Here is a 21,402-nt window from a genome sequence, read left to right on the forward strand (position 1 = left end):
CGTTTTCGAAGGAATGACCGCATGAAGATCAAGGCCGCCGTTCTCGAGGACATGGGCCGCGCCGGACCCTATGCCGCCTCGCGTCCGCTGAAGATCCTTGACGTCGAGCTCGACGGCCCCGGTCCGGGCGAGGTGCTGGTGCGCATCGCCGCCGCCGGCCTGTGCCATTCCGATCTCTCGGTGATCAATGGCGACCGGCCGCGTCCCTTGCCGATGGTGCTGGGTCACGAAGCCTCGGGCGTGGTCGAGGAGGTCGGTGCCGGCGTCGATGATCTCGTGCGCGGCGATCACGTCGTTTGCGTGTTCGTGCCGAGCTGCGGGCATTGCGCGCCATGTGCGCAAGGGCGGCCGGCGCTGTGCGAGCCGGGCGCCGAGCACAATGGCAAGGGCGATCTGCTCAGCGGCGGCTTTCGTCTGCATCGCGGCGAGGCGAGGGTGCACCATCATTGCGGCGTGTCGTGCTTCGCCGAATACGCCACGATGTCGCGGCGCTCGCTGGTGAAGGTGCAGAAGGAGGTGCCGCTGCACATTGCCGCGCTGATGGGCTGCGCCGTGCTGACCGGCACCGGCGCCGTCTTCAACGGCGGCGATGTCGGTCCCGGAGGCAAGGCTGCGATCATCGGACTCGGCGGCGTCGGGCTGGCCGCGGTCATGGGCGCGATCGCGATCGGTGCCGAGACCGTGGTCGCGATCGACATGTTCGAGCCGAAGCTCGCGCTGGCACGCGAGCTCGGCGCCACCCACGCCTTCAACGGTTCTGATCCGGACCTCGTCGCGAAGGTCAAGGAGGCGACCAAGGGCGGCGTCGATGCGGCGCTGGAATTCGCAGGCTCCGTCAAGGCGCTGGAGATGGGCTACGCCATCACGCGGCGGGGCGGCACCACGGTGACGGCCGGCCTTCCAAATCCCAAGGCGGTGCTGTCGCTGCCGGCGGTGTCCTTGGTTGCGGAGGAGCGCACGCTGAAAGGCAGCTATCTCGGCTCCGGCGTGCCGTCGCGCGACATTCCGCGCTTCCTGGGCCTCTATCATCGCGGCCGGTTGCCGGTGGACAGGCTGCTGACGCACCGCATCCGGCTGGACGACATCAATGCCGGCTTCGATCGCCTCGCCGACGGCAGTGCGATCCGCCAGGTCGTCGAATTCAACTGAGAGGTTTGCATGAGCAGGATCGAGCCGATGCGGCGCTATCAATGTTTCATCGGCGGCCAATGGCGGCAGCCGGCCTCCGGCGACTATTTCGAAAGCTTCGATCCATTCCTCGCCCAGCCCTGGGCCTTGATCCCGAGATGCGATGCCCGTGATGTCGATGCCGCCGTCGCGGCGGCGCGGCAGGCGCTGGAGCAGGGTGAGTGGGCCAACATGCATCCGTCGCAGCGCGGGCAATTGCTGCGCCGGTTCGGTGATCTCATCGCGCGCGATGCCGACCATCTGGCCCGCATCGAGGTGCAGGACAACGGCAAGCTCTATGCGGAGATGCGCGGCCAGGTCGGCTACATCCCGCAATGGTTCCACTATTTCGGCGGGCTCGCCGACAAGGTCGAGGGCGCGGTGGTCCCGATCGACAAGCCCGACATGTTCACCTACACGCGCCACGAGCCGGTCGGCGTGGTCGCCGCGATCACGCCGTGGAATTCGCCGCTGCTGCTCGCGACCTGGAAGCTCGCGCCGGCCTTGGCAGCCGGCTGCACCATCGTGATCAAGCCGTCCGAATTTACCTCGGCGTCGACGATCGAGCTGATGCGGCTGGTGGAGGAAGCCGGCTTTCCGCCCGGCGTGCTCAACGTCGTCACCGGGTTCGGGGCTGACGTCGGCGAGCCGCTGACCAGCCACAAGGGCGTCGACAAGATCGCCTTTACCGGCGGAGAGAATTCCGGCCGCCACGTGTTGCGCAACGCCGCCCAGACCTTCAAGCGGACCACGCTGGAGCTTGGCGGTAAATCGGCGCAACTCGTATTCCCCGACGCGGATCTCGATAATGCGGTCAAGGGCGTGGTGTCCGGCATCTTCGCTGCCACAGGGCAGACCTGCATCGCAGGCTCGCGCCTGCTGGTGCATGAGAGCATCCACGATGCGTTCCTGGACAAGTTCGTCGCGTTGGCGCGGACGGCGCGTATGGGCGATCCGATGAACATGGACACGCAAGTCGGGCCGGTGACCACGAAGCCGCAATATCAGCGCGTGCTATCCTGCATCGCGATGGCGCGCGAAGAGGGCGCCGAATGTGTGATGGGCGGCAAGCCGGCGGACCGTCCGGAATGCGGCCAGGGCTGGTTCGTCGAGCCGACCGTGTTCGCCGGCGTCAACAATGCGATGCGGATCGCGCAAGAGGAGGTGTTCGGGCCGGTGCTGTCGGTCATCAAGTTCCGCGAGGATGACGAGGCCTATGCTGTTGCCAACGACACCGCCTACGGCCTTGCCGCCGGCGTCTGGACCAACGACCAGCGCCGGGCCTTCACCGCCGCCCGGCGGCTGCGCGCCGGCACGGTCTGGACCAACACCTATCGTGCCGTCAGCTACATGGCGCCGTTCGGCGGCTTCAAGGCGTCGGGGATCGGACGGGAAAGCGGTCAGGACGCGATCATGGAATATCTGGAAACGAAATGCGTCTGGATGTCTTATGGCAAGGACGTGCCGAACCCGTTCGTGATGCGGTAAGCGCGTGCCGCTGCCGGAAGCGATGAGGACCCATGGCTGCCGATTTCGAGGGACTTCTGGTTGTTTCGATCGAGCAGGCGGTCGCGGCGGCCTATGCCTCCTGCAAGCTGGCCGATGCGGGCGCGCGCGTCATCAAGATCGAGCGCCCCGAGGGCGACTTCTCCCGGGAGTACGATCATTTCGTTCATGGCGAGAGCGCCTATTTCGTCTGGCTCAATCGCGGCAAGGAATCGATCTGCCTCAACCTCGCGGATGACGCCGACAAGGCGGTGCTGGCAGCGATGCTGGCGCAGGCTGACGTGTTCATCCAGAACCTCGCGCCGGGCGCCATCGACCGGCTCGGCTTCTCGATGCAGGCGTTGCGGGCCCGGCACGAGCGGCTGATCACTTGCGCCATCTCCGGCTATGGCGACGAGGGGCCGCTGCGCGACGCCAAGGCCTATGATCTCCTGGTGCAAGGCGAGTGCGGCCTCGCCAACATCACCGGCAACGAATATGGCGCGGCGCGGGTCGGAGTCTCGGTCTGCGACATCAACGCCGGCATGACCGCGACGCAGGCGATCTTCCAGGCGCTCTATGCGCGCGAGCGCACCGGGAGAGGGCGGCACATCGCGGTCTCGCTCTTCCATGCCATGGCCGACTGGATGAACGTGCCGTATCTGCAATATGCCTATGGCGGCGTGCCGATCGGCCGGGTCGGGTTGCATCATCCGACGATCGCGCCCTATGGCAGCTACGCCTGTGGCGGTGGCCGTTCGATCCTGATCGCCATCCAAAATGAGCGGGAATGGGTCATTCTCTGTCGCGACGTACTGAAGCGCCCCGGCCTCGCCAGCGACCCGCGCTTCGTCAACAATGGCGAGCGGGTCAAGAACCGCGCGGCCCTCGATGCCGAGATCGGGCCGATCCTGCTCAGCATGGACCTCGATCGCGCGATCGAGCTGCTCAGCGCCGCACGGCTCGCTTTCGGGCGCGTCTCGACCCTGGCCGATTTCGCCGAGCATCCGCAGAACCGCTACATCGAGATCGACACGCCGACAGGGCCGGTCGTGATGATGGCCCCGGGGGCGGTGGTCGATGGTCAAGTGCCCGCGTTCGGGCCGATCCCGGCGCTCGGGGCGCATGGCGAGCGGCTGCGCCGCGAATTCGCGCCCAAGCCGCAGGAGTGACGCGGACCCCTCGGGTGGCCGGGGGGAGCGGCCAGCTTGACGGCAAAGCGGTATGGCTGCCGCGCCGAGCGTGCGCAGCCCCTGTGCTTGACAGCCTCATGATGCCGTTGATCTATAGCGCTCGTCGATCGGCTGCGCGTTTGCCATACAGAAAAGATATGGCCTGCATATAAGAATGTTGGGGCGGAAATGGATCTGCGGCAGCTTCGCTATTTCATTGCGATCGTCGAGCAGGGGTCCTTTTCCAAGGCAGCCGAGACCCTCAACGTGGCCCAGCCCGCGCTCAGCCTGCATGTGCGCAACATGGAGGCCGAGCTGGGCTCGGCGCTGTTATTTCGCAGTCCCCAGGGCGTGGTGGCGACCGAGGCCGGTGAGATCCTGATCCGTCACGCGCGCATCGTCATCGACCAGCTGTCGATCGCGCGTCACGAGATCAAGGGGCAGGAGGCCGAGCCGTCCGGCGAGGTGCGGCTCGGGCTGCCCGGCACCATCAGCCAGATCCTGTCGGTGCCGCTGATCCTCGAGGTGCGCAAGCGCTTTCCGAAAATCAAGCTGTGCATTGCGGAGGCGATGAGCGGCTTCGTCACCGAATGGATCCGGGAGGGACGCATCGATCTCGCCGTGCTCTATATGCCGGTCAGCGACAATGCGCTGAACTCAACGGAGGTGATTAGCGAGGAACTGTGGCTGCTCGGACCCATGAAGCCGCCGGCCGGCGTCAAGCCGCCGGCCTCGGGCGCCGTGGCCTACGCCAAGGTGACGCAGCTGCCGCTGATCCTGCCGAGCGCCGACCACGGCCTGCGCATGCTGCTCGAGCGCGAGGCCTCCGCGCGCGGCCTGTCGCTCGATCCCGTGATCGAGGTCGACTCCTACGCCAACATCAAGGGGCTGGTCGAGGAGGGCATCGGCTATTCGGTTCTGCCCTATAATTCGATAGCGCGTGACGTGCAGAGCGAACGGCTTCTGGCCTGGCCGATCACCCAGCCCGAAATCAAACGGTCCGTTCATCTGGCCCATCCGGTGGACCGGCCGCTCAGCCATGCCGTGTCGAGCGTCCATGCGCTGTGTCGCACGACGCTGCTCAACCTCGTCGTGAAAGGAAAGTGGAACGGTGCGCGCGCCGCGGCGGATGCGTCGGCTGCGGACGGCACGGCCTGCCGTCCGACCGCGAAGAAGCGGTCTTGAACCTCCGATCTTGAAGCTTCGCGTCCTCGACGCGCGGTGGAGCGTCAGCTTCCGTCGCATCGATTGCGTCGCACCATGGAAAATGAGACTCCCCGTCAAGATGACGAGGAGGACCACGCACGCCTCTCTCGCCCCATCGGATAGCGTTCCCCGCAGATCGTGGGTCGCCGGCATGTCGAGCATGTGCCGGCGAAGTCCACGACGAGGCCAGCAACGACTGGCCGGCACGTTCCAAGTGCTTCGGCGATTTGCAAAGGGAGGAGTTCGATGGTCATGCGAAGTGTGGGGTTCGCTGCGCTCACGGCATTGCTGCTGTCAGGCACGGCCTCTGCCCAGGAGAAGATCAGGGTCGGGGTCACCGCCACCCTTGAGGGGACCTACACCGTGCTCGGCGAGGACGGGATGCGCGGTCACGTCACCGCCGTCAACGTGCTCGGCAAGAAGATCGGCGACAAGGAGCTCGAATTCGTGGTGGCTTCGACGGATGCCACGCCGGACTCCGCCGTCCGTGCGGTGCGCAAGCTGATCGAGCAGGACAAGGTGCAGATCCTGCTGTCGCCGCTGTCCGGCGACGAAGGTATCGCGGTCAAGAATTTCGCCAAGACGCACCCGGAGCTGACCTTCGTCAATGCCGCGTCAGGTGCACAGGAGACGACCTATGTCGATCCGGCGCCGAACTTCTTCCGCTACAACATGGACGGTGCCCAGTGGCAGGTCGGTCTCGGCAAATACGCCTATGAGACCAAGGGCTACCGCAAGATCGCGACCGTCGGCGAGGATTACTCCTTCATCTATACCCAGGTGTTCGGGCTGGCGCTGGAGTTCTGCGGCCTCGGCGGCAAGATCACGAGCCGGCAATGGGTGCCGCTCGGCACCAAGGATTTCGCCTCCGTCATCGCGGCGCTTCCCGACGATGTCGACGCAATCTATCTCGGCCTCGGCGGCGCCGATGCGGTCAACTTCCTCAATCAGTATCAGCAGGCCGGTGGCAAGGCGCACCTGATGGGCGGCTCGATCATGATCGATCAGACCATCCTGTCGTCGAAGGGCAATGCCAAGAACGCGCTGATCGGGACCATCGCGGCGTCGGGCCAGGCCGACACCTGGGAAGACGCTCGCTGGCAGAAATTCGTCAAGGCCTATCAGGGTTCATTCCCGCCGGAGAAGCGTTTCCCGAGTCCGTCCCTGCTTGCGACCAACTACTACGGATCGACCATGGCGCTGATCCTGGCGCTGCGGGAGGTAAATGGCGATCTGTCGAACAACCAGGCCAAGCTGAAAGAGGCGCTCGCGAAGATCGAGATCGACGCGCCGAACGGGAAGATCAAGCTCGACTCCAATCGCCAGGCGATCGGCACCAACTTCGTGACCGAGGTCGTCGACGACGGCAAGGGCGCGCTGTTCAGCAAGGTCGTGAAGGTGATTCCCGACGTCAACCAGACGCTGGGCTATGATCCCGCGACCTTCGCCAAGATCGGGCTGCCCAGCCGGACTGTTCCTGAATGTAAGAAATATTGACCTTTCCGGCCGAAGCGGCGCGGCTCGAGCTTGCTCGGGCCGCGTCGTCGCGTCGCTTGCTTTTGACGGAGCAATGATCGACGCTGAGCGATAAGCAAGAAACCATTGTCAGTGGGGGAGTGATGAGTAGGGCTCTCGCCGTCTTTCATGCTCGCTTTGGTCGCGCAACGGTTTATCAGCTCAATCGGCCGTTCAATGTGCATGCCCATCGTGAAGGGCATCTGATCTTCCACGTTGGCGGCACGCCGGCCGACATCGATGTCTGCGAGCAGCGCTATCAGATCGGTGAAGATTGGATCGTCGCGGTCAACCCCTGGGAACCGCATAATTTCCTGCCTAACGACGTCGACAATGGCGCGATCTTCTTTGTGCTCTATGTCAACGCCGACTGGTTTGCGCCCTCGGCCGCCCGCGAGCAGGGCCTCCGCTTCGGCCGAACCTGTTTTAGGCGCACGGCGGCGCTGGACCGCTGCATCCGCCGCACCGCAGCGTTGGTATGTGGCGCGCCATCGCTCGGCTGTCTCGACGGCGAGCTGCGACAGCTGATCGACAGTTGTTATGAGGAAAGCTGGCGCGTCGCCGAACTCATGCCGGAGCGGCGCTGCGCCGAGGTGACTGATTTCCGTGTTCGCAAATGCATCAAGCTGATGTCCGACAGCCCCTGCGCGGAGATCGAGCTCGATAACATCGCGCGCGAGTCCGGACTGTCGCGGCCGCATTTCTATCGTCTGTTCCGTAGCCAGACCGGCGTGACCCCGAACCTCTATCTCAACACGCTGTTGATGGAGCGGGCGTTGGATGCGCTTGTGGCGACGGAGTCGCCGATCGCCGACATCGGCTTCGATCTCGGCTTTTCCTCGCAGAGCGGCTTCACGCGCTTCTTCGCCGGCAATGTCGGCATGGCGCCGACCGACTATCGCCGCGCTGCAAAAGTGCTGCGCGCCTGACGTGCTGCTGCGCATCGCGCGAAAAGAGACTGTCGATCAAATACCGACGCTGGTCCCCCGCTACACTGCGAGCAACGTGATCCGCCAAAGGATCCGACGAGGGAGGACGAGCGATGGCCGGTACACCCGGCGATCTCCGGCTGAACGCGCCTTGCCGCGCCGCTGACGGACCGGTCCGCCTGCGCGTGAGGGAGGACCGATGAGCCGCTTCATCGAGCGCCAGCCGATCTGGTCGCTGGTCATTCTTCTGGCCATCGCGCTTCTCGCCTGGTTGATCTTCGCCGTCTGGCCGCCCGGGCTGGAGGATGCGATCGGCCGGAAGAAGGTGTTTCTCAGCGCGGTGTTCAACGGGATCACGCTGGGTGGACTGTACTTTCTCGTGGCGAGCGGCTTCACCCTGATCTTCGGCCTGATGCGCAACGTCAATCTCGCGCACGGCTCGCTCTATCTGTTCGGCGGATATGTCGGCTATGGCATCTCGGCTGCGACCGGCTCATGGATCCTCGCCTTCGTCGTCGCCTTCGTCGTGGTCGCCGCGATCGGAATTCTGCTTCAGTTCCTGGTGTTCCGCCGCATGGAGGGCCAGGACCTGCGCCAGACCATGGTGACCATCGGGCTGTCGATCGTGTTCGCCGATCTGATGCTGTGGGCGTTCGGCGGCGACTTCTACCAGATCCAGACGCCGGCATGGCTGATCGGACCGGTCCAGCTGCCGCTGATGACGGCCATGAAGTCATCGGGCGAGGCGGTGTTCCTGCAATATCCGCTGGTGCGCCTGGTGATCTTCTGCGGCTCGGTGGTGATCGGTGTCCTGATGTGGCTGGCGCTGAACCGCACGCGGGTCGGCATGATCGTGCGCGCCGGTGTCGACGACCGCGAGATCCTTGCCGCGACCGGTGTGCACATCCAGCTCGTTTTCGTCCTGGTGTTCGCGCTCGGCGCGGGGCTCGCTGGCATCGCCGGGGTGGTGGGCGGAACCTTCCAATCGATCTCGCCGGGGGAAGATACGCGCTTCCTGCTGGCGTCGCTCGTCGTCGTCATCGTCGGCGGCATGGGGTCGATTCCCGGTGCCGCGCTCGGCGCGCTGATCATCGGGCTCGCCGAGCAATTGGGGTCGGTCTACATCCCGACCTACGCGATCGTCGTCACCTTCCTGATCATGGTGCTGGTGCTGGCGCTGCGGCCCCAGGGCCTGTTGGCGAGGCGCTGAGATGTCGCTGATCCAGGAGGCGCGGGCGAGAGAGGGCATGCTGGCGCAACCGGGCACCGCGCCGCAGCCGGCCGCGTGGTCGGTCACCGAGCAGCCGTGGGCCTGGGCCGTAGCGGCGCTGCTACTGATCATGCCGCTCATCGCCAATGGCTTCTTCCTGATCGAGATCTTTGGCACGACGCTGATCCTCGGCACCATCGCGCTGAGCCTGATGTTCCTCGCCGGCTATGGCGGCATGGTCAGCCTGATGCAGCTCACGATCGCCGGCTTTGCCGGCTACATGGTTGCCGTGTTCGGTGTCAGCGGCAACGCCAATATCAGCCTGGGTTGGCCATGGTGGCTGGCGACGCCGACGGCGCTGGTCCTCGCGGTGCTGTTCGGCACGCTCGGCGGCGCGCTGGCGGTACGGACCGAGGGCATCTACACCATCATGATCACGCTCGCGATCGGCGCGGCGTTCTACTATTTCACCAACCAGAACTGGGCCATCTTCAACGGCCATACCGGCATCAACACGATCGCGACGCCGCATTTTCTCGGCATCGACTGGCGCTCCGACATCGCCTTCTATTATTTGACGCTGGCGGTCGCGGTCGCCTGCTATGGCGTCGTGCTCTATCTGTCCCGCGCACCGTTCGGCCTGGCGCTGCAGGGCGTCCGCGACAATCCCAGGCGCATGGCCGCGCTCGGCTTCAACGTCAATGCGCATCGCATCGCGGCCTATGCTTTCGCCGCCCTGATCGCCGGCCTCGGCGGCGTGCTCCAGGTCTGGAATTACCGGCAGATCTCGCCAGGCTCTGTCGCCGTCGAGCGTTGCATCGACATTCTGATCGTTGCCGTGGTCGGCGGCGTCACCCGGCCGGTCGGCGCCTATATCGGCGCCTTCATCTTCGTCATGCTGCGCACCTTTGCGCTCGATTTCCTGGTCAAGGTCGGGCTTGACGGCAACCGCTTCCGGCTCTTGATCGGCCTCGGCTTCCTCGCGATCGTATTCTGGTCGTCGGACGGCGTGATCGGTCTTTATGAGCGCTGGCGCAGGCGCGGCCAGCACAGGGACACACGGCCGGGAGGTCACGGCCATGGATAGAGTGGCGGACCGGCTCTCGGCGCTCGGCTCGACGGCGGCACTCGAACTGCGCGGCGTCACTCGCATGTTCGGCGCGCTGGCGGCGTTGACCGATATCACCATCACGGTTCGGCCAGGCGAGCGGCGCGCGGTGCTGGGCTCGAACGGCGCCGGCAAGACGACGCTGTTCAACTGCGTCACCGGCGATTTCCTGCCGACCTCGGGCACGATCCGCTTCTTCGGCGAGGACATCACGGCCTTTCCGCCCCATGAGCGGATCCGCCGCGGGCTGCGCCGGACCTACCAGATCTCCGCGCTGTTCCTCGGCCTGTCGGTGCGGGACAACGTCTATCTCGCCTGCCGCGGCGTGTCGCGTGCGCGCTTCTCGATGCTGCGCCCCCGCGCCAATGATGCGCTGATGCAGGCGACCGAGCGGCTGATCGAAGCCGTGCATCTCACGTCGGTTCGCGAGCAGCTCGTCTCCGAGCTCGCCCATGGCCAGCAACGGCAGCTCGAAATCGCGCTGGCGCTGGCCGGGGCGCCGCGCTTCATCCTGTTCGACGAGCCGGCCGCGGGCCTGTCGCCGACCGAGCGGCGCGAACTGGTGGAGATCCTGACCGCGCTGCCGGCGCATATCGGCTACATCATCATCGAGCACGACATGGACGTGGCGCTGCGCGTCGTCGAGAGCGTGACGATGATGCACAATGGCCGCATCTTCAAGGAGGGCGCGCCGCACGAGATCGAATCCGATCCGGAGGTGCAGGAGCTGTATCTCGGAGGCGGCCATGAATGATCGCAGCCGCTCCGTTCCCGCACTCGACGTCCGGGGACTCGATGTCTACTACGGCCATTCGCATGCGCTGCAGGGCGTCGACCTCCGCTTGGAAAGCGGCGTGTTCTCGCTGGTCGGCCGCAACGGCATGGGCAAGACGACGCTGTGCAAGGCCATCATGGGTCTGCTGCGCCCGTCCGGCGGATCGGTGCGGCTGCGCGGGGAGGACATCACCGGGCTCAATCCCGCCCGCATCGCGCGGCTCGGCGTCGGCTACGTGCCGCAGGGACGGCGTCTGTGGCGCTCGCTCAGCGTCGACGAGCATTTGCGGCTCGCGGCCGGGCTGCGCCGTGGCGCCTGGACCGTCGACCGCGTCTACGAGACCTTTCCGCGGCTGGCCGAGCGCCGCAACAATGGTGGTGGACAATTGTCGGGCGGCGAGCAGCAGATGCTGGCGATCTCGCGCGCGCTGCTGACCAATCCGCAGCTCCTGATCATGGACGAGCCGACCGAGGGGTTGGCGCCGGTCATCGTCACCCAGGTCGAGGAGATGCTGATCCGCCTCGGCCAGGACAGCGACATCGCGGTGCTCGTGATCGAGCAGAATATCGGCGTTGCCACGGCGGTCTCGCCGCGCGTCGCCATCATGGTCAACGGCCGCATCAACCGCATCATCGACTCCGCGCGGCTCGCCGCCGATCGCGAACTGCAGCAGCGCCTGCTCGGCGTCGGCCAGCATGCCGGGGACGAGACCGACCTCGGCACGGAGCAGGTGAGGGGGGAGCCGGTTGCCGGCGTAGTCCCACCTGCAACGCCCAAGGCTGGGCCGGTCAAGATCTACCTCTCCAATCCCGTGCTGCCGACGCGGTGGTCGCAGCCGGTGCCGATCGCGCAAATCGAGGCCAAGGCGCGCACGGTCTCGACCAGTGTCACCCGGCTCGCCGAGGCGACGCGTTCGAGCCGGGAGCGCGCCGGGCCGATCACATCCGGTCCGCCGGCCGTGATCGTGGTCGGCACGCTCGACACCAAGGGCGACGAGCTGCGCTTCATCCGCAACATCATTGCCGGCCACGGCCTGCGCACCCGGCTGGTCGATGTCTCCACCAGCGGCAAGCAGGGAAGCTGCGACGTCTCGGCCCAGGAGATCGCGCTCAATCATCCCCGTGGCGGCTCCGCCGTGTTCGGCGACGATCGCGGCGTGTCCGTCACCGCGATGGCCGAGGCGTTCGCGCGCTGGCTGCGCCGGCAGGATAACGTCGCGGGGATCATCTCGGCCGGCGGCTCTGGCGGTACGTCGCTGGTCGCACCAGGGATGCGCGAGCTCGCCGTTGGCGTGCCCAAGCTGATCATCTCGTCGGTGGCGTCGGGGGACGTCGGCGCCTATGTCGGCCCAGCCGATATCGCGATGATGTACTCGGTGACCGACGTGCAGGGGCTGAATTCGATCTCGCGTGCCGTGCTCAGCAACGGCGCCCATGCGCTGGCCGGCATGGTTATGGCGCGCCAGCAACAAGCCGCGACGGTCGACCGCGCCAAGCCTCAGATGCCCGCGATCGGTATCACGATGTTCGGCGTCACCACGCCCGCGGTGCAGAGAATCACGGCCGAGCTGGACGACGAATATGAGTGCCTCGTGTTCCACGCCACCGGCGTCGGCGGCCGCGCGATGGAGAAGCTGGTCGGCTCCGGCATGCTCGCCGGCGTCATCGACCTCACCACGACCGAGGTCTGCGACCTCCTGATGGGTGGCGTGTTCCCGGCCACCGAAGACCGCCTCGGCGCCATCATTCGCACCCGCGTGCCCTATGTCGGCTCGGTCGGTGCACTCGACATGGTCAATTTCGGCGCGCCGGACACGATCCCCGAGCGCTACCGCGGCCGCAAGTTCCACGTCCACAATCCACAGGTCACCTTGATGCGCACGACGCCTGCGGAGAACACGCAGATGGGGCGCTGGATCGGCGAGCGGCTCAATCGCATGGATGGACCCGTCAGGTTCTTCCTGCCTGAGAAAGGCGTCTCGGCACTCGATGCCCAGGGGCAGCCGTTCTTCGACCGCGATGCGGATGAGGCGCTGTTCCGCAGCCTGGAGCAGACCGTGCGGCAGACCTCGAACCGGCGCCTGATCCGCGTGCCGCATCATATCAACGATCATGAGTTCGTCGCCACGATCGTCGGCGCCATCAGGCCGATGCTCGGGCGGCTGCCGGCGCGGCGCAGACAGGTGAGGTGATGGTGATGCCGAGATATGAGCGCGCACCGCTGCTGAAGAAGTTTCGCGACATGGTCCGCCGGGGTGTGCCGATCATCGGCGGCGGCGCCGGCACCGGCCTGTCGGCCAAATGCGAGGAAGCCGGCGGGATCGATCTGATCGTGATCTACAATTCCGGCCGCTACCGCATGGCCGGCCGCGGCTCGCTCGCCGGGCTGATGGCCTATGGCGATGCCAATGCGATCGTGGTCGAGATGGCGGCCGAGGTGTTGCCGGTCGTGAAGAGCACGCCGGTGCTCGCCGGCGTCAACGGCACCGACCCGTTCCGCGACATGGACGTGTTTCTCGACGAGCTGAAGACACTCGGCTTCTCCGGCGTACAGAACTTTCCGACCGTCGGCCTGATCGACGGCACGTTCCGGGCCAATCTCGAGGAGACGGGCATCTCCTACGCACTTGAGATCGACATGATCGGGCGCGCCCATGACAAGGATCTGCTGACGACGCCCTACGTGTTCAACGAGGCGCAGGCGACGGGCATGGCAATCGCAGGTGCCGACATCATCGTCTGTCATCTCGGGCTGACCACGGGTGGCTCGATCGGTGCGCAGACCGCGCCGAAGCTGGAAGACTGCCCCGGCCTGATCGACAGCTGGGCCTCTGCCGCGCTCAGCGTCAATCCCGAAATCCTGATCCTGGCGCATGGCGGCCCGATCGCCGAGCCCGCCGATGCCGACTTCATCATGAAACATACGAAGAACTGCCACGGCTTCTACGGCGCGTCCTCGATGGAACGGCTGCCGGTGGAGCGGGCGCTGACGGAGCAGGTACGACATTTCAAGGCGATCAGCTCGCGGCCGCGCCGCGTCTGATGCGACACCACGTGATCCGACGGCGGCGGCGCCTCGCGTCCCGCGCGTCGGACGGAGGACTGAGGGAGGAAAACGGATGTCCGGGGTTCTGATCGGTGAGCTGATCCTGTGGCTGATCGTTGCGATCATCGTCATCGTGGTCGCCGTCTACATCGTCAACTGGCTGTACCACCGCTCCTCGAAGGAGGTCTCCTTCGTCCGCACCGGCTTCATGGGCGAGCGCGTCGTGATCAATGGCGGCGCCTTTGTGATGCCGTTCATTCACGACTACACCCCCGTGAACATGAACGTGCTGCCGATGGGCATCACGCGCGCGAAGCAGGACGCCGTCATCACGCGCGACCGCATGCGCGTCGACGTCGAGGCCGACTTCTACGTTCGTGTTCAGCCGACCCGCGAGGCCGTGTCGATTGCGGCCGCGACGCTCGGCCGCCGCACCCTGGAACCAGAAAAACTGCACGCGCTGCTCTCCGGCAAGTTCATCTCGGCGCTGCGCTCGGTCGCCGCCGAGATGACGATGGAGCAGATGCATGAGCAGCGCGGCGACTACGTGTCCCGCGTGAAGGCCGCCGCCTCCGAGGCGCTGGCTCAGAACGGCCTGGAGCTGGAATCCGTCGCGATCACCGATCTGGATCAGACCGACCTGGAGTTCTTCAACCCGTCGAACCGGTTCGACGCCGAAGGCCTGACCCGGCTGATGGAGGACATCGAGAGCAAGCGGAAGCTACGCAACGACATCGAGCAGGACTCGATGATCAAGATCCGCACCCGCAATCTCGAAGCCGAGCGCGAGGCGCTGGACATCGAGCGCGAGAGCGAGACGGCGCGGCTGGACCAGGAGCGTGACATCGAGATGCGTCGCGCCCTGCAGCGGACCGAGGTGGCGCGCGAGCGCGCGCTGCGCGAGACCGAGGCCGAGCAGGCGCAGATCATGGCGCGCGAGACGATCGAGAAGGCGCGCATCGCCAATGAACTGACGATTGCGGAAGCCCGCATCGCCGCTGAGCGCGACACAAGGCAGCGCGAGATCGAACGCACGCGCGCGGTCGAGGAGCGCGAGCTCTTGGCGCGCGAGGACGTCGAGAAGGCCCGGATCGCCAATCAGCGCGCGATCGACGCCGCGCGCATCGAGTCGGAGCGCGAGGTGCGCCAGCGCGACATCGAGCGGACCCGCACCATCGAGGAAGCGGAGATCGCCGCGCGCGAAGCGGTGGAGAAAGCCAGGATCCAGCAGGATCGCGTCGTCTCCGATGCCCGCATCGCCAATGACGAGGAGACGCGGCGCCGCGAGATCGAGCGCACCCGCGCGATCGAACAGGCGGAGATCGCGGCCCGCGAGGCAACCGAGAAGGCGCGGATCGCGCAGACGATGATCGTCAATCTCGAACGCATCAGCTCCGATGAACGAACCCGCGCGACCGAGATCGCGCAGGTGCGCGCGATTCAGGAAGCGGAGATCGAGGCGCAGCAGGCTGTCGAGGCCGCCCGGATCGCCCGCGAGCAGGCGTTGTCAGCGGAACGGATCGCCGCCGAGCATGCGACGCGCAAGCTGGAGATCGAGCGCAATCAGGGCATCGAGATCGCCGGCATCGCTGCGCGCGAGGCCACCGAAGCCAGCCGCATCGCGCAGGAGGAGCGGGTGCGTGCGCTGGAGATCGCGCGGATCAGGACCATCGAGGAGGCCGACATCGCCTCGCGCGAAGCGATCGAAGCGGCCCGGATTGCCCAGGAGCTTGCGGTGGCCGCCAGGCGGATCGAGTCGGAGAAGACGACGCGCAGCCTGGAGATCGAGCGCACCGAGGCCGTCGAGGCCGCCGATCTGAAGCGGCGCGAGGCGGTCGAGCGGCGCCGCATCGAGGTCGAGCTGGCGCTGGAGGCCGAGCGCATCGCCTCGTCGCGGACGCGCGAGGTGCTGAACATCGATCAGAAGAAGGCGATCGAGCTCGCCGATGAGGTCAGGGTGATCGAGCTCGCGGCCAAGCGCGCCGAGCGCATCGATGCCGACCGGCAGGTCAAGGAGGCCGAGATCATCGCGCGCAAGCAGGTCGAGACCGCCGACGTGTCCCGTGAGCAGGCGCTGGAGGCTGTCCGGCTGGAGCGCCGCCGCGCCATCGAGCAACTCGAGGTCGCTCGCGTCCAGTCGCTGCAGGAGGCGGAGATCGCGGCGCGCGAGGAGGTCGAACGCGCGCGTATCGCCTCCGATCGCGGCCTTGACGAGGCACGCATCGGCAGGGAGCGCGAACTGCGCAAGCTCGAGGTCAACCGTGAGAAGGACGTCGAGACCGCGCTGATGGAGAAGGCGATCGCGCTGTACCAGAAGTCGCTCGAGGAATCCGCGGCCAAGGTCGCGGCCGAGGAGGCACGCACCCGCGCCACCGAGGCGACGGAGAAAGTCATCACCGCGCGCGAGAGCGAGATCGCCCGCCGGCGCAAGACCGTCGAGGTGCTGATCGCCGAGAAGCAGGCTGAGGAAACCCGGATCGCCGCGGAGGCCGAGCGCGTGCGGGCCGCGGTCGAGGCCGAGGCGCAGCGGCTGCTCAACGAGGCGGAGAACGTGCTGACCGACCAGGCGCGCTATTCGCTGTTCCGCCGCAAGCTGCTCGACCGCATCGAGGGCATCGTGCGCGAGAGCGTCAAGCCGATGGAGAAGATCGAGGGCATCCGGATTCTCCAGGTCGATGGCCTCAACGGCCATGGCGGCAATGGCAATGGCGGCCGCAGCGCCACCGACGAGGTGATCGACTCGGCGCTACGCTACCGCGTCCAGGCCCCGCTGATCGACTCCATCCTGTCCGACATCGGCGTGGAGGGCGGCAGCCTCGCCAAGATGCCTGGCCTGATCCGCGAGGCCAGGGACATGCAGGGCATCCGCAAGGAGGCGTCGGCGCGCAAGGATGCCGGGGGTGGCGGGGGTGAGGGCGGCGGCCCGTCCGAGCCGCCGTCCGATCGCGGTCCGCGCAAGAAGGGTTGATGCGAGATGGCGAGGGTCTATGTCTCCACTGTCGTCAACGCCCGCAACGACCGGGTGTGGGCGCGCGTCCGCGACTTCAACGGCCTGCCGAACTGGCATCCCGCAATCGCGGAAAGCCGCATCGAAGGCGGCGAGCCAGCCGACAAGATCGGCTGCGTCAGGGATTTCCGCCTGCGCAACGGCGACCGTATCCGCGAGAAGCTGCTCGGCCTGTCCGACTACGACATGTTCTGCACCTATTCGATTCTGGAATCGCCGATGGGGGTTTCGAACTATGTGGCGACGCTGCGGCTGACGCCGGTAACGGATGGCGACAAGACCTTCCTGGAATGGACCGCCGAGTTCGACTGCGCGCCGGAGCGCGAAGCTGATCTGGTTGGCTCGATCGGCGGTGGCGTGTTCCAGGGCGGCTTCGACGCGCTCAAGCGGGCATTCGGAGGCTAGAACGGTGCCGCACGTCGTCAAGAGCACGATCATCGATGCGCCGACCGAGGTCGTGTGGGAGGTGCTGCGCGACTTCAACGGCCATGATCGCTGGCATCCGGCCGTCGCCACGTCGGCGATCGAGCGCTCGCAAACGTCCGACAAGATCGGCTGTGTCAGGCGTTTCCGGCTGAAGGACGGCTCGGAGCTGCGCGAGCAGCTGCTCGCGCTGTCGGATCTCGAACAGACCTTCAGCTATTGCCTGCTCGATACGCCGCTCCCGATGTTCAACTATGTCGCCCATGTCCGGCTGCTGCCGGTGACCGACGGCGATCGCACGTTCTGGCACTGGGAGAGCCGCTTCACGACCCGCCCCGAGCAGGCCGAGACGCTGGCGCGCATGGTCGCGGAAGACATTTACCAGGCCGGCTTCGAATCGATCCGATCGCATCTCAAGCAGGCGGCATGAACAACGAGGTGAACCGATGCCGGTGACGGTGAAGACCTTCCAGGCTCTGAGCGAGGTGGCGTCGGCGTTGTCGTCGGACCGTGCTGCCCGTTATCTCGGCGGCGGCACGCTGGTGATGCGCGATCTCAACGAGGGCGATGTGTCGATGACGACCGTGGTCCGCGCCACCGATCGGAGCTTGCAGACCATCGACGGGTCTGGCGCGCGCGTCCGCATCGGCGCCGGAGTGACTTTTGCGCGCGTGCTGGCCGAGCGCGATCTCGGCTTCCTGCATCCGGCCGCGCGCTCGATCGGCGGGCCTGCGGTCCGCAACATGGGTACCGTCGGCGGCAATCTGTTTGCGCCCGCGCCATTCGGCGACTTTACCGTCGCGCTGCTCGCACTCGACGGCTTGGTCGCCGTGCAGGGCGGCTTCGGTCTGCGCGACATGCCGCTCGAGGAGTTCCTGCAATCGCGCGACCGCCAGGCCGGCGCGCTGGTCGTTGCCGTATCCTGCATCCGGCCCGCGTCGGCCGATGCGTTCCGTTATCGCAAGATTTCTCGCATCAAGCCGAAGGGTGGATCCGTCATCACGCTTGCGGCGCATGTTCCGCAAAGCGGCGGCCGCGTCACCGGCGCCCGCATTGCGCTGGGCTCGATGGCGCCGACCGCGATCCGCGCCAAGGGCGTCGAGCGCGCGCTCGAAGGCCGTCCGCTCGACGCCAGCACGATCAACGCCGCCGCCGCCGCGGCAAGCGAAGGGACCGCTCCGACTGACAATGCGCTGGCCAGCGCGTGGTACCGGCGCGAAGTCGTCGGCGTGCATCTGCGGCGGCTTCTGTCGGGACAGGAGAGCTAGAGCGTGACCAAGACTCCTTTGCAATTCCGTCACAACGGCCGAGAGGTCGCGCTGTTCGTCGACGGCGGGACAAATCTTCTTGTCGTCCTGCGCGAGATGCTCGGCGACGTCACGCCCAAATTCGGCTGCGGGCAGGGCGGCTGCGGCGCCTGCACCGTGCTGATCGACGGCGAAGCGCATCTCTCCTGCCTGACGCTCGCCGAGACCGTTGAGGGGCGCGCGGTCGAGACGCTCGACGGCATCAAGACCGGGCCCAATCTGCACCCGCTGCAGCAGGCGTTCGCCGAAGGGTTCGCGGCACAATGCGGCTATTGCACGCCGGGCATGCTGATGGCCGCCAAGGCGCTGCTCGACAGGATCCCGCAGCCGAGCCGTGAGCAGGTGGTGGAAGCGATCTCCGGCAATATCTGCCGCTGCACCGGCTACGAGCCGATCATCAACGCGGTGCTGGCGGCCGCCGCATCGCGGCGCGCGAGCGCGTAGAGGAGATTGCCATGTTGGAATTGCGCAAGGACATCTTCGCCGACGAGCGCGACGACAATCTCAACGAGGTCGGCAAGGGCACCCAGCGTCAGGACATGCTCGGCCACGTCACGGGCACCTCGACATATTTCAACGATCACAAGCTGCAGGGCATGTTGCATCTGAGGGTCGTCAGGTCGGCGCAGCCGCATGCGCGGCTGCGCCGCATCGACACCAGCGAGGCCGAGCGGAGCGAGGGCGTGCGGCGGATCATCCGCGGCAGCGACGTGCCGCGCAACCTGAACACGCTGCTCAGCCTGATCAATTTCGGCAAGGATGACGAGCCGACGCTCGCCGTCGACAAGGTGCGCTATCGCGGCGAACCCATCGTCGCTGTCGTCGCCGAGACGCCGCGTGCGGCGGCCGAAGCGGCGGCCAAGGTGCGCATCGATTACGAAGACTTGCCGGCCGTGTTCGACGTCGAGGAGGCGCTGAAGCCGGGCGCGCCCACGGTCAACGAGACCTATCCGAAGAACACGTTCATTTATCACGAGCGCTACGACCACCAGAAGCTGCGCTTCGGCGATGTCGAGCGCGGTCTTGCCCAGGCCGATCATGTGCTGGAGCAGCGTTACCAGATGTCGCCGATCGAGCACGCGCCGGTCGAAACCAACGGTTCCATTGCCGCGCCGGATACGAATGGGCGCTACGTCGTCTACACCTCGACCCAGGCGCTGTTCTTCTCGCTCGATACCTGCGCCAAGATCCTCGATCTGCCGTCGAACACCTTCCACTTCATCGGCGGCACTGTCGGCGGCGGCTTTGGCGGCAAGGTCGATACCCTGACCGAGCCGCTCGCCATCCTGGCCGCGATGCTGACCGGGCGGCCGGTGCGCTATGTGCTCGGACGCGAGGAAGAGATGCAGTTCGGGCCGCCGCGCGGCGCCGAGCGCATCTACATCAAGGACGGCGTGATGCGCGATGGCCGCATCGTCGCGCGCCAGATCCGCGGCTATTTCGATTCCGGCGCCTATACGCGGCTGTCGAGCTATGCCGTCGTCAAATGCGCCGCGCATCTGCCTGGTCCCTATACGATCCCGAACGTCCACGGTGACATCTACTGCGTCTTCACCAACCGCACGCCGGCCACTGCGATGCGCGGCTTCGGCATCACCGGCATTGACTTCGCGCTCGAATGCCAGATGGACAAGCTCGCGCATCTCATCGGCATGGACCCGATGGAGTTCCGCATCCTCAATGCCTATCGCGACGGCGACATGAAGGCGCATCGGCGCGAGGCCAAGAACACCGCGCTGATCGAATGCGTCCAGGTCGCGGCCGAGAAGGCGAAATGGCCGATGCGCGAGGAGTTCCGCAGGATGTCGTCGCGCAAGGATGGCGGCGGCGCGCGGGCCGCCGTCCCGTCCACGCCGCGTGAGACCGCGGCGACGCGGCCGGCACCGGCGCAGCAGCGGACCAGCTATGACCGCGGGCTCTCGTCGCCACCGCTCGAGCCGCCGCCACCGCCGCCGCAGAGCCCGGCGCCGTCATCGTCGCACGGCGCAACGCGGTTCTCATCGGTGTTCGGCACGAGGAGGCGCTGACATGACCAGGCACCGCGGTCGCGGCATGGCGGCCATCAACTATCCCATCGGCATGAATCTCGGCGGTGATCCCAGCCAGGCGCTGGTGCATTCCAATCCGAGCGGCAAGTTCACGGTGGCGCTGTCCTCGATCGATCTGGGACAGGGCATGAAGTCGGTGACCCGGCAGATCTGTGCCGAGACGCTCGGCGTGCCCGTCGAGGACGTCTATGTCGACACGGCCGATTCCGACACCGGGCCGCACTGCATGGGCTCATTCGCCTCGCGCGGCACGCATCGCGTCGGCAATGCCGTGATGGCGGCGGCCAAGGAGGCGCGCGGCGTGATGATGGAGGCGGCGGCCGAAGAGCTCGAGGTGAACGCTGCCGATCTCGAGACCGATGGCCGCGGCAACATCCACGTCAAGGGTGCGCCGCATCGCGCGATCTCGGTGAAGGACGTTGCCATCGCCGCGCAGTTCCGCCAGGGCAAGACCATCTCCGGCCGCGGCATCTTCCTCGTGCCGCTGTCGGACGTCGATCCCGAGACCGGCGAGATGTCTCCCGCCACCTGCTACGCCCACGCCTGCCTCGTCGCGGAGGTCGAGGTCGATGACGAGACCGGCGAGGTCGGCGTGATCAGGATGGACAGCGCCTATGAGCTGGGTCGCGCGCTCAATCCGCGCCTGGTCGAGCAGCAACTGGTCGGCGGCGCCTGGATGGGGATGAGCCACGCCCTGTATGAGACAACCGAGCCGTATTATCCGGATCCCAGGCAGGGTCCGCGCGACTTCGTCGAATATCTGATGCCCGGCCCCGGCGACATCTGCCCGCACGACATCGCCGTGCTGGAGCGGCCGGCGCCGGACGGTCCGTTCGGCGGCAAGGGGCCGGGCGAGATGTGCGCCAATCCGGTGCTGCCGGCACTCGCGAATGCGATCTTCAATGCGGTGGGCGTCCGCATCGACGAGTTGCCGATCACGCCGGAAAAAGTGCTGCGCGCGATCAGGGCCCAGGGCGGCGCGCGGCCGCAGACGCGGCGGTAAAG

General features: G+C 66.4%; 18 protein-coding genes. All 18 read left to right on the forward strand.

The window, feature by feature from the left end:
- Window positions 1–21 precede the first annotated feature (21 nt).
- Complete coding sequence (locus tag HL671_RS07240) at window positions 22–1,149, forward strand: zinc-dependent alcohol dehydrogenase family protein (RefSeq protein WP_172235997.1); 1,128 nt, start codon at window positions 22–24, stop codon at window positions 1,147–1,149.
- Window positions 1,150–1,176: 27 nt separating this feature from the next.
- On the forward strand, window positions 1,177–2,655 hold the full coding sequence (locus HL671_RS07245) for an aldehyde dehydrogenase (RefSeq protein WP_172236022.1): 1,479 nt from the start codon (window positions 1,177–1,179) through the stop codon (window positions 2,653–2,655).
- A gap of 32 nt (window positions 2,656–2,687) precedes the next feature.
- Window positions 2,688–3,824, forward strand: coding sequence for a CaiB/BaiF CoA transferase family protein (locus HL671_RS07250; RefSeq protein WP_172235998.1), 1,137 nt, complete (start codon window positions 2,688–2,690; stop codon window positions 3,822–3,824).
- 189 nt (window positions 3,825–4,013) lie between these two features.
- On the forward strand, window positions 4,014–5,009 hold the full coding sequence (locus HL671_RS07255) for a LysR family transcriptional regulator (protein WP_172235999.1): 996 nt from the start codon (window positions 4,014–4,016) through the stop codon (window positions 5,007–5,009).
- 267 nt (window positions 5,010–5,276) lie between these two features.
- Window positions 5,277–6,527: an ABC transporter substrate-binding protein gene (locus tag HL671_RS07260; RefSeq protein WP_172236000.1), complete on the forward strand. Its 1,251-nt coding sequence runs from the start codon at window positions 5,277–5,279 to the stop codon at window positions 6,525–6,527.
- 122 nt (window positions 6,528–6,649) lie between these two features.
- Window positions 6,650–7,474, forward strand: a complete 825-nt coding sequence (locus tag HL671_RS07265; RefSeq protein ID WP_172236001.1) for an AraC family transcriptional regulator — start codon at window positions 6,650–6,652, stop codon at window positions 7,472–7,474.
- Between the two features lie 199 nt (window positions 7,475–7,673).
- The gene (locus HL671_RS07270) at window positions 7,674–8,684 is read left to right on the forward strand and encodes a branched-chain amino acid ABC transporter permease (protein ID WP_172236002.1); all 1,011 of its coding nucleotides are present in this window, start codon (window positions 7,674–7,676) and stop codon (window positions 8,682–8,684) included.
- Between the two features lies 1 nt (window position 8,685).
- Window positions 8,686–9,771 carry a branched-chain amino acid ABC transporter permease gene (locus HL671_RS07275; protein WP_172236003.1) on the forward strand — a complete coding sequence of 362 codons (1,086 nt, stop codon included), beginning with the start codon at window positions 8,686–8,688 and terminating at the stop codon, window positions 9,769–9,771.
- Window positions 9,764–10,546: an ABC transporter ATP-binding protein gene (locus HL671_RS07280; RefSeq protein WP_172236004.1), complete on the forward strand. Its 783-nt coding sequence runs from the start codon at window positions 9,764–9,766 to the stop codon at window positions 10,544–10,546. Before HL671_RS07275 ends, HL671_RS07280 begins: the two co-directional genes overlap by 8 nt.
- The gene (locus HL671_RS07285; protein WP_172236005.1) at window positions 10,539–12,758 is read left to right on the forward strand and encodes an ABC transporter permease; all 2,220 of its coding nucleotides are present in this window, start codon (window positions 10,539–10,541) and stop codon (window positions 12,756–12,758) included. The genes HL671_RS07280 and HL671_RS07285 overlap by 8 nt, the downstream gene beginning before the upstream one ends.
- A gap of 5 nt (window positions 12,759–12,763) precedes the next feature.
- Window positions 12,764–13,609: a phosphoenolpyruvate hydrolase family protein gene (locus tag HL671_RS07290; protein WP_172236006.1), complete on the forward strand. Its 846-nt coding sequence runs from the start codon at window positions 12,764–12,766 to the stop codon at window positions 13,607–13,609.
- Between the two features lie 76 nt (window positions 13,610–13,685).
- Window positions 13,686–16,580 (forward strand): flotillin family protein, encoded by a 2,895-nt coding sequence (locus HL671_RS07295; RefSeq protein WP_172236007.1) that lies wholly within the window; start codon window positions 13,686–13,688, stop codon window positions 16,578–16,580.
- A gap of 6 nt (window positions 16,581–16,586) precedes the next feature.
- Complete coding sequence (locus HL671_RS07300; RefSeq protein WP_006609919.1) at window positions 16,587–17,024, forward strand: SRPBCC family protein; 438 nt, start codon at window positions 16,587–16,589, stop codon at window positions 17,022–17,024.
- Window positions 17,025–17,028: 4 nt separating this feature from the next.
- Complete coding sequence (locus HL671_RS07305) at window positions 17,029–17,472, forward strand: SRPBCC family protein (protein WP_012044820.1); 444 nt, start codon at window positions 17,029–17,031, stop codon at window positions 17,470–17,472.
- 16 nt (window positions 17,473–17,488) lie between these two features.
- Window positions 17,489–18,310: an FAD binding domain-containing protein gene (locus HL671_RS07310; protein WP_172236008.1), complete on the forward strand. Its 822-nt coding sequence runs from the start codon at window positions 17,489–17,491 to the stop codon at window positions 18,308–18,310.
- Between the two features lie 3 nt (window positions 18,311–18,313).
- Window positions 18,314–18,793 (forward strand): (2Fe-2S)-binding protein, encoded by a 480-nt coding sequence (locus HL671_RS07315; RefSeq protein ID WP_012044818.1) that lies wholly within the window; start codon window positions 18,314–18,316, stop codon window positions 18,791–18,793.
- Window positions 18,794–18,804: 11 nt separating this feature from the next.
- On the forward strand, window positions 18,805–20,376 hold the full coding sequence (locus HL671_RS07320; RefSeq protein WP_012044817.1) for a xanthine dehydrogenase family protein molybdopterin-binding subunit: 1,572 nt from the start codon (window positions 18,805–18,807) through the stop codon (window positions 20,374–20,376).
- 1 nt (window position 20,377) lies between these two features.
- Window positions 20,378–21,400: a xanthine dehydrogenase family protein molybdopterin-binding subunit gene (locus HL671_RS07325; protein WP_012044816.1), complete on the forward strand. Its 1,023-nt coding sequence runs from the start codon at window positions 20,378–20,380 to the stop codon at window positions 21,398–21,400.
- Window positions 21,401–21,402 lie beyond the last annotated feature (2 nt).

Origin of the sequence: Bradyrhizobium denitrificans, assembly GCF_013179005.1 — a bacterium.
Taxonomy (GTDB): Bacteria; Pseudomonadota; Alphaproteobacteria; order Rhizobiales; family Xanthobacteraceae; genus Bradyrhizobium; species Bradyrhizobium denitrificans.

Bases quoted from the DNA above. Each gene is read 5' to 3' on its own strand.
- HL671_RS07240 (WP_172235997.1), top strand. From the start codon at position 22: ATGAAGATCAAGGCCGCCGTTCTCGAGGACATGGGCCGCGCCGGACCC.
- HL671_RS07245 (WP_172236022.1), top strand. From the start codon at position 1,177: ATGCGGCGCTATCAATGTTTCATCGGCGGCCAATGGCGGCAGCCGGCC.
- HL671_RS07250 (WP_172235998.1), top strand. From the start codon at position 2,688: ATGGCTGCCGATTTCGAGGGACTTCTGGTTGTTTCGATCGAGCAGGCG.
- HL671_RS07255 (WP_172235999.1), top strand. From the start codon at position 4,014: ATGGATCTGCGGCAGCTTCGCTATTTCATTGCGATCGTCGAGCAGGGG.
- HL671_RS07260 (WP_172236000.1), top strand. From the start codon at position 5,277: ATGGTCATGCGAAGTGTGGGGTTCGCTGCGCTCACGGCATTGCTGCTG.
- HL671_RS07265 (WP_172236001.1), top strand. From the start codon at position 6,650: ATGAGTAGGGCTCTCGCCGTCTTTCATGCTCGCTTTGGTCGCGCAACG.
- HL671_RS07270 (WP_172236002.1), top strand. From the start codon at position 7,674: ATGAGCCGCTTCATCGAGCGCCAGCCGATCTGGTCGCTGGTCATTCTT.
- HL671_RS07275 (WP_172236003.1), top strand. From the start codon at position 8,686: ATGTCGCTGATCCAGGAGGCGCGGGCGAGAGAGGGCATGCTGGCGCAA.
- HL671_RS07280 (WP_172236004.1), top strand. From the start codon at position 9,764: ATGGATAGAGTGGCGGACCGGCTCTCGGCGCTCGGCTCGACGGCGGCA.
- HL671_RS07285 (WP_172236005.1), top strand. From the start codon at position 10,539: ATGAATGATCGCAGCCGCTCCGTTCCCGCACTCGACGTCCGGGGACTC.
- HL671_RS07290 (WP_172236006.1), top strand. From the start codon at position 12,764: ATGCCGAGATATGAGCGCGCACCGCTGCTGAAGAAGTTTCGCGACATG.
- HL671_RS07295 (WP_172236007.1), top strand. From the start codon at position 13,686: ATGTCCGGGGTTCTGATCGGTGAGCTGATCCTGTGGCTGATCGTTGCG.
- HL671_RS07300 (WP_006609919.1), top strand. From the start codon at position 16,587: ATGGCGAGGGTCTATGTCTCCACTGTCGTCAACGCCCGCAACGACCGG.
- HL671_RS07310 (WP_172236008.1), top strand. From the start codon at position 17,489: ATGCCGGTGACGGTGAAGACCTTCCAGGCTCTGAGCGAGGTGGCGTCG.
- HL671_RS07320 (WP_012044817.1), top strand. From the start codon at position 18,805: ATGTTGGAATTGCGCAAGGACATCTTCGCCGACGAGCGCGACGACAAT.
- HL671_RS07325 (WP_012044816.1), top strand. From the start codon at position 20,378: ATGACCAGGCACCGCGGTCGCGGCATGGCGGCCATCAACTATCCCATC.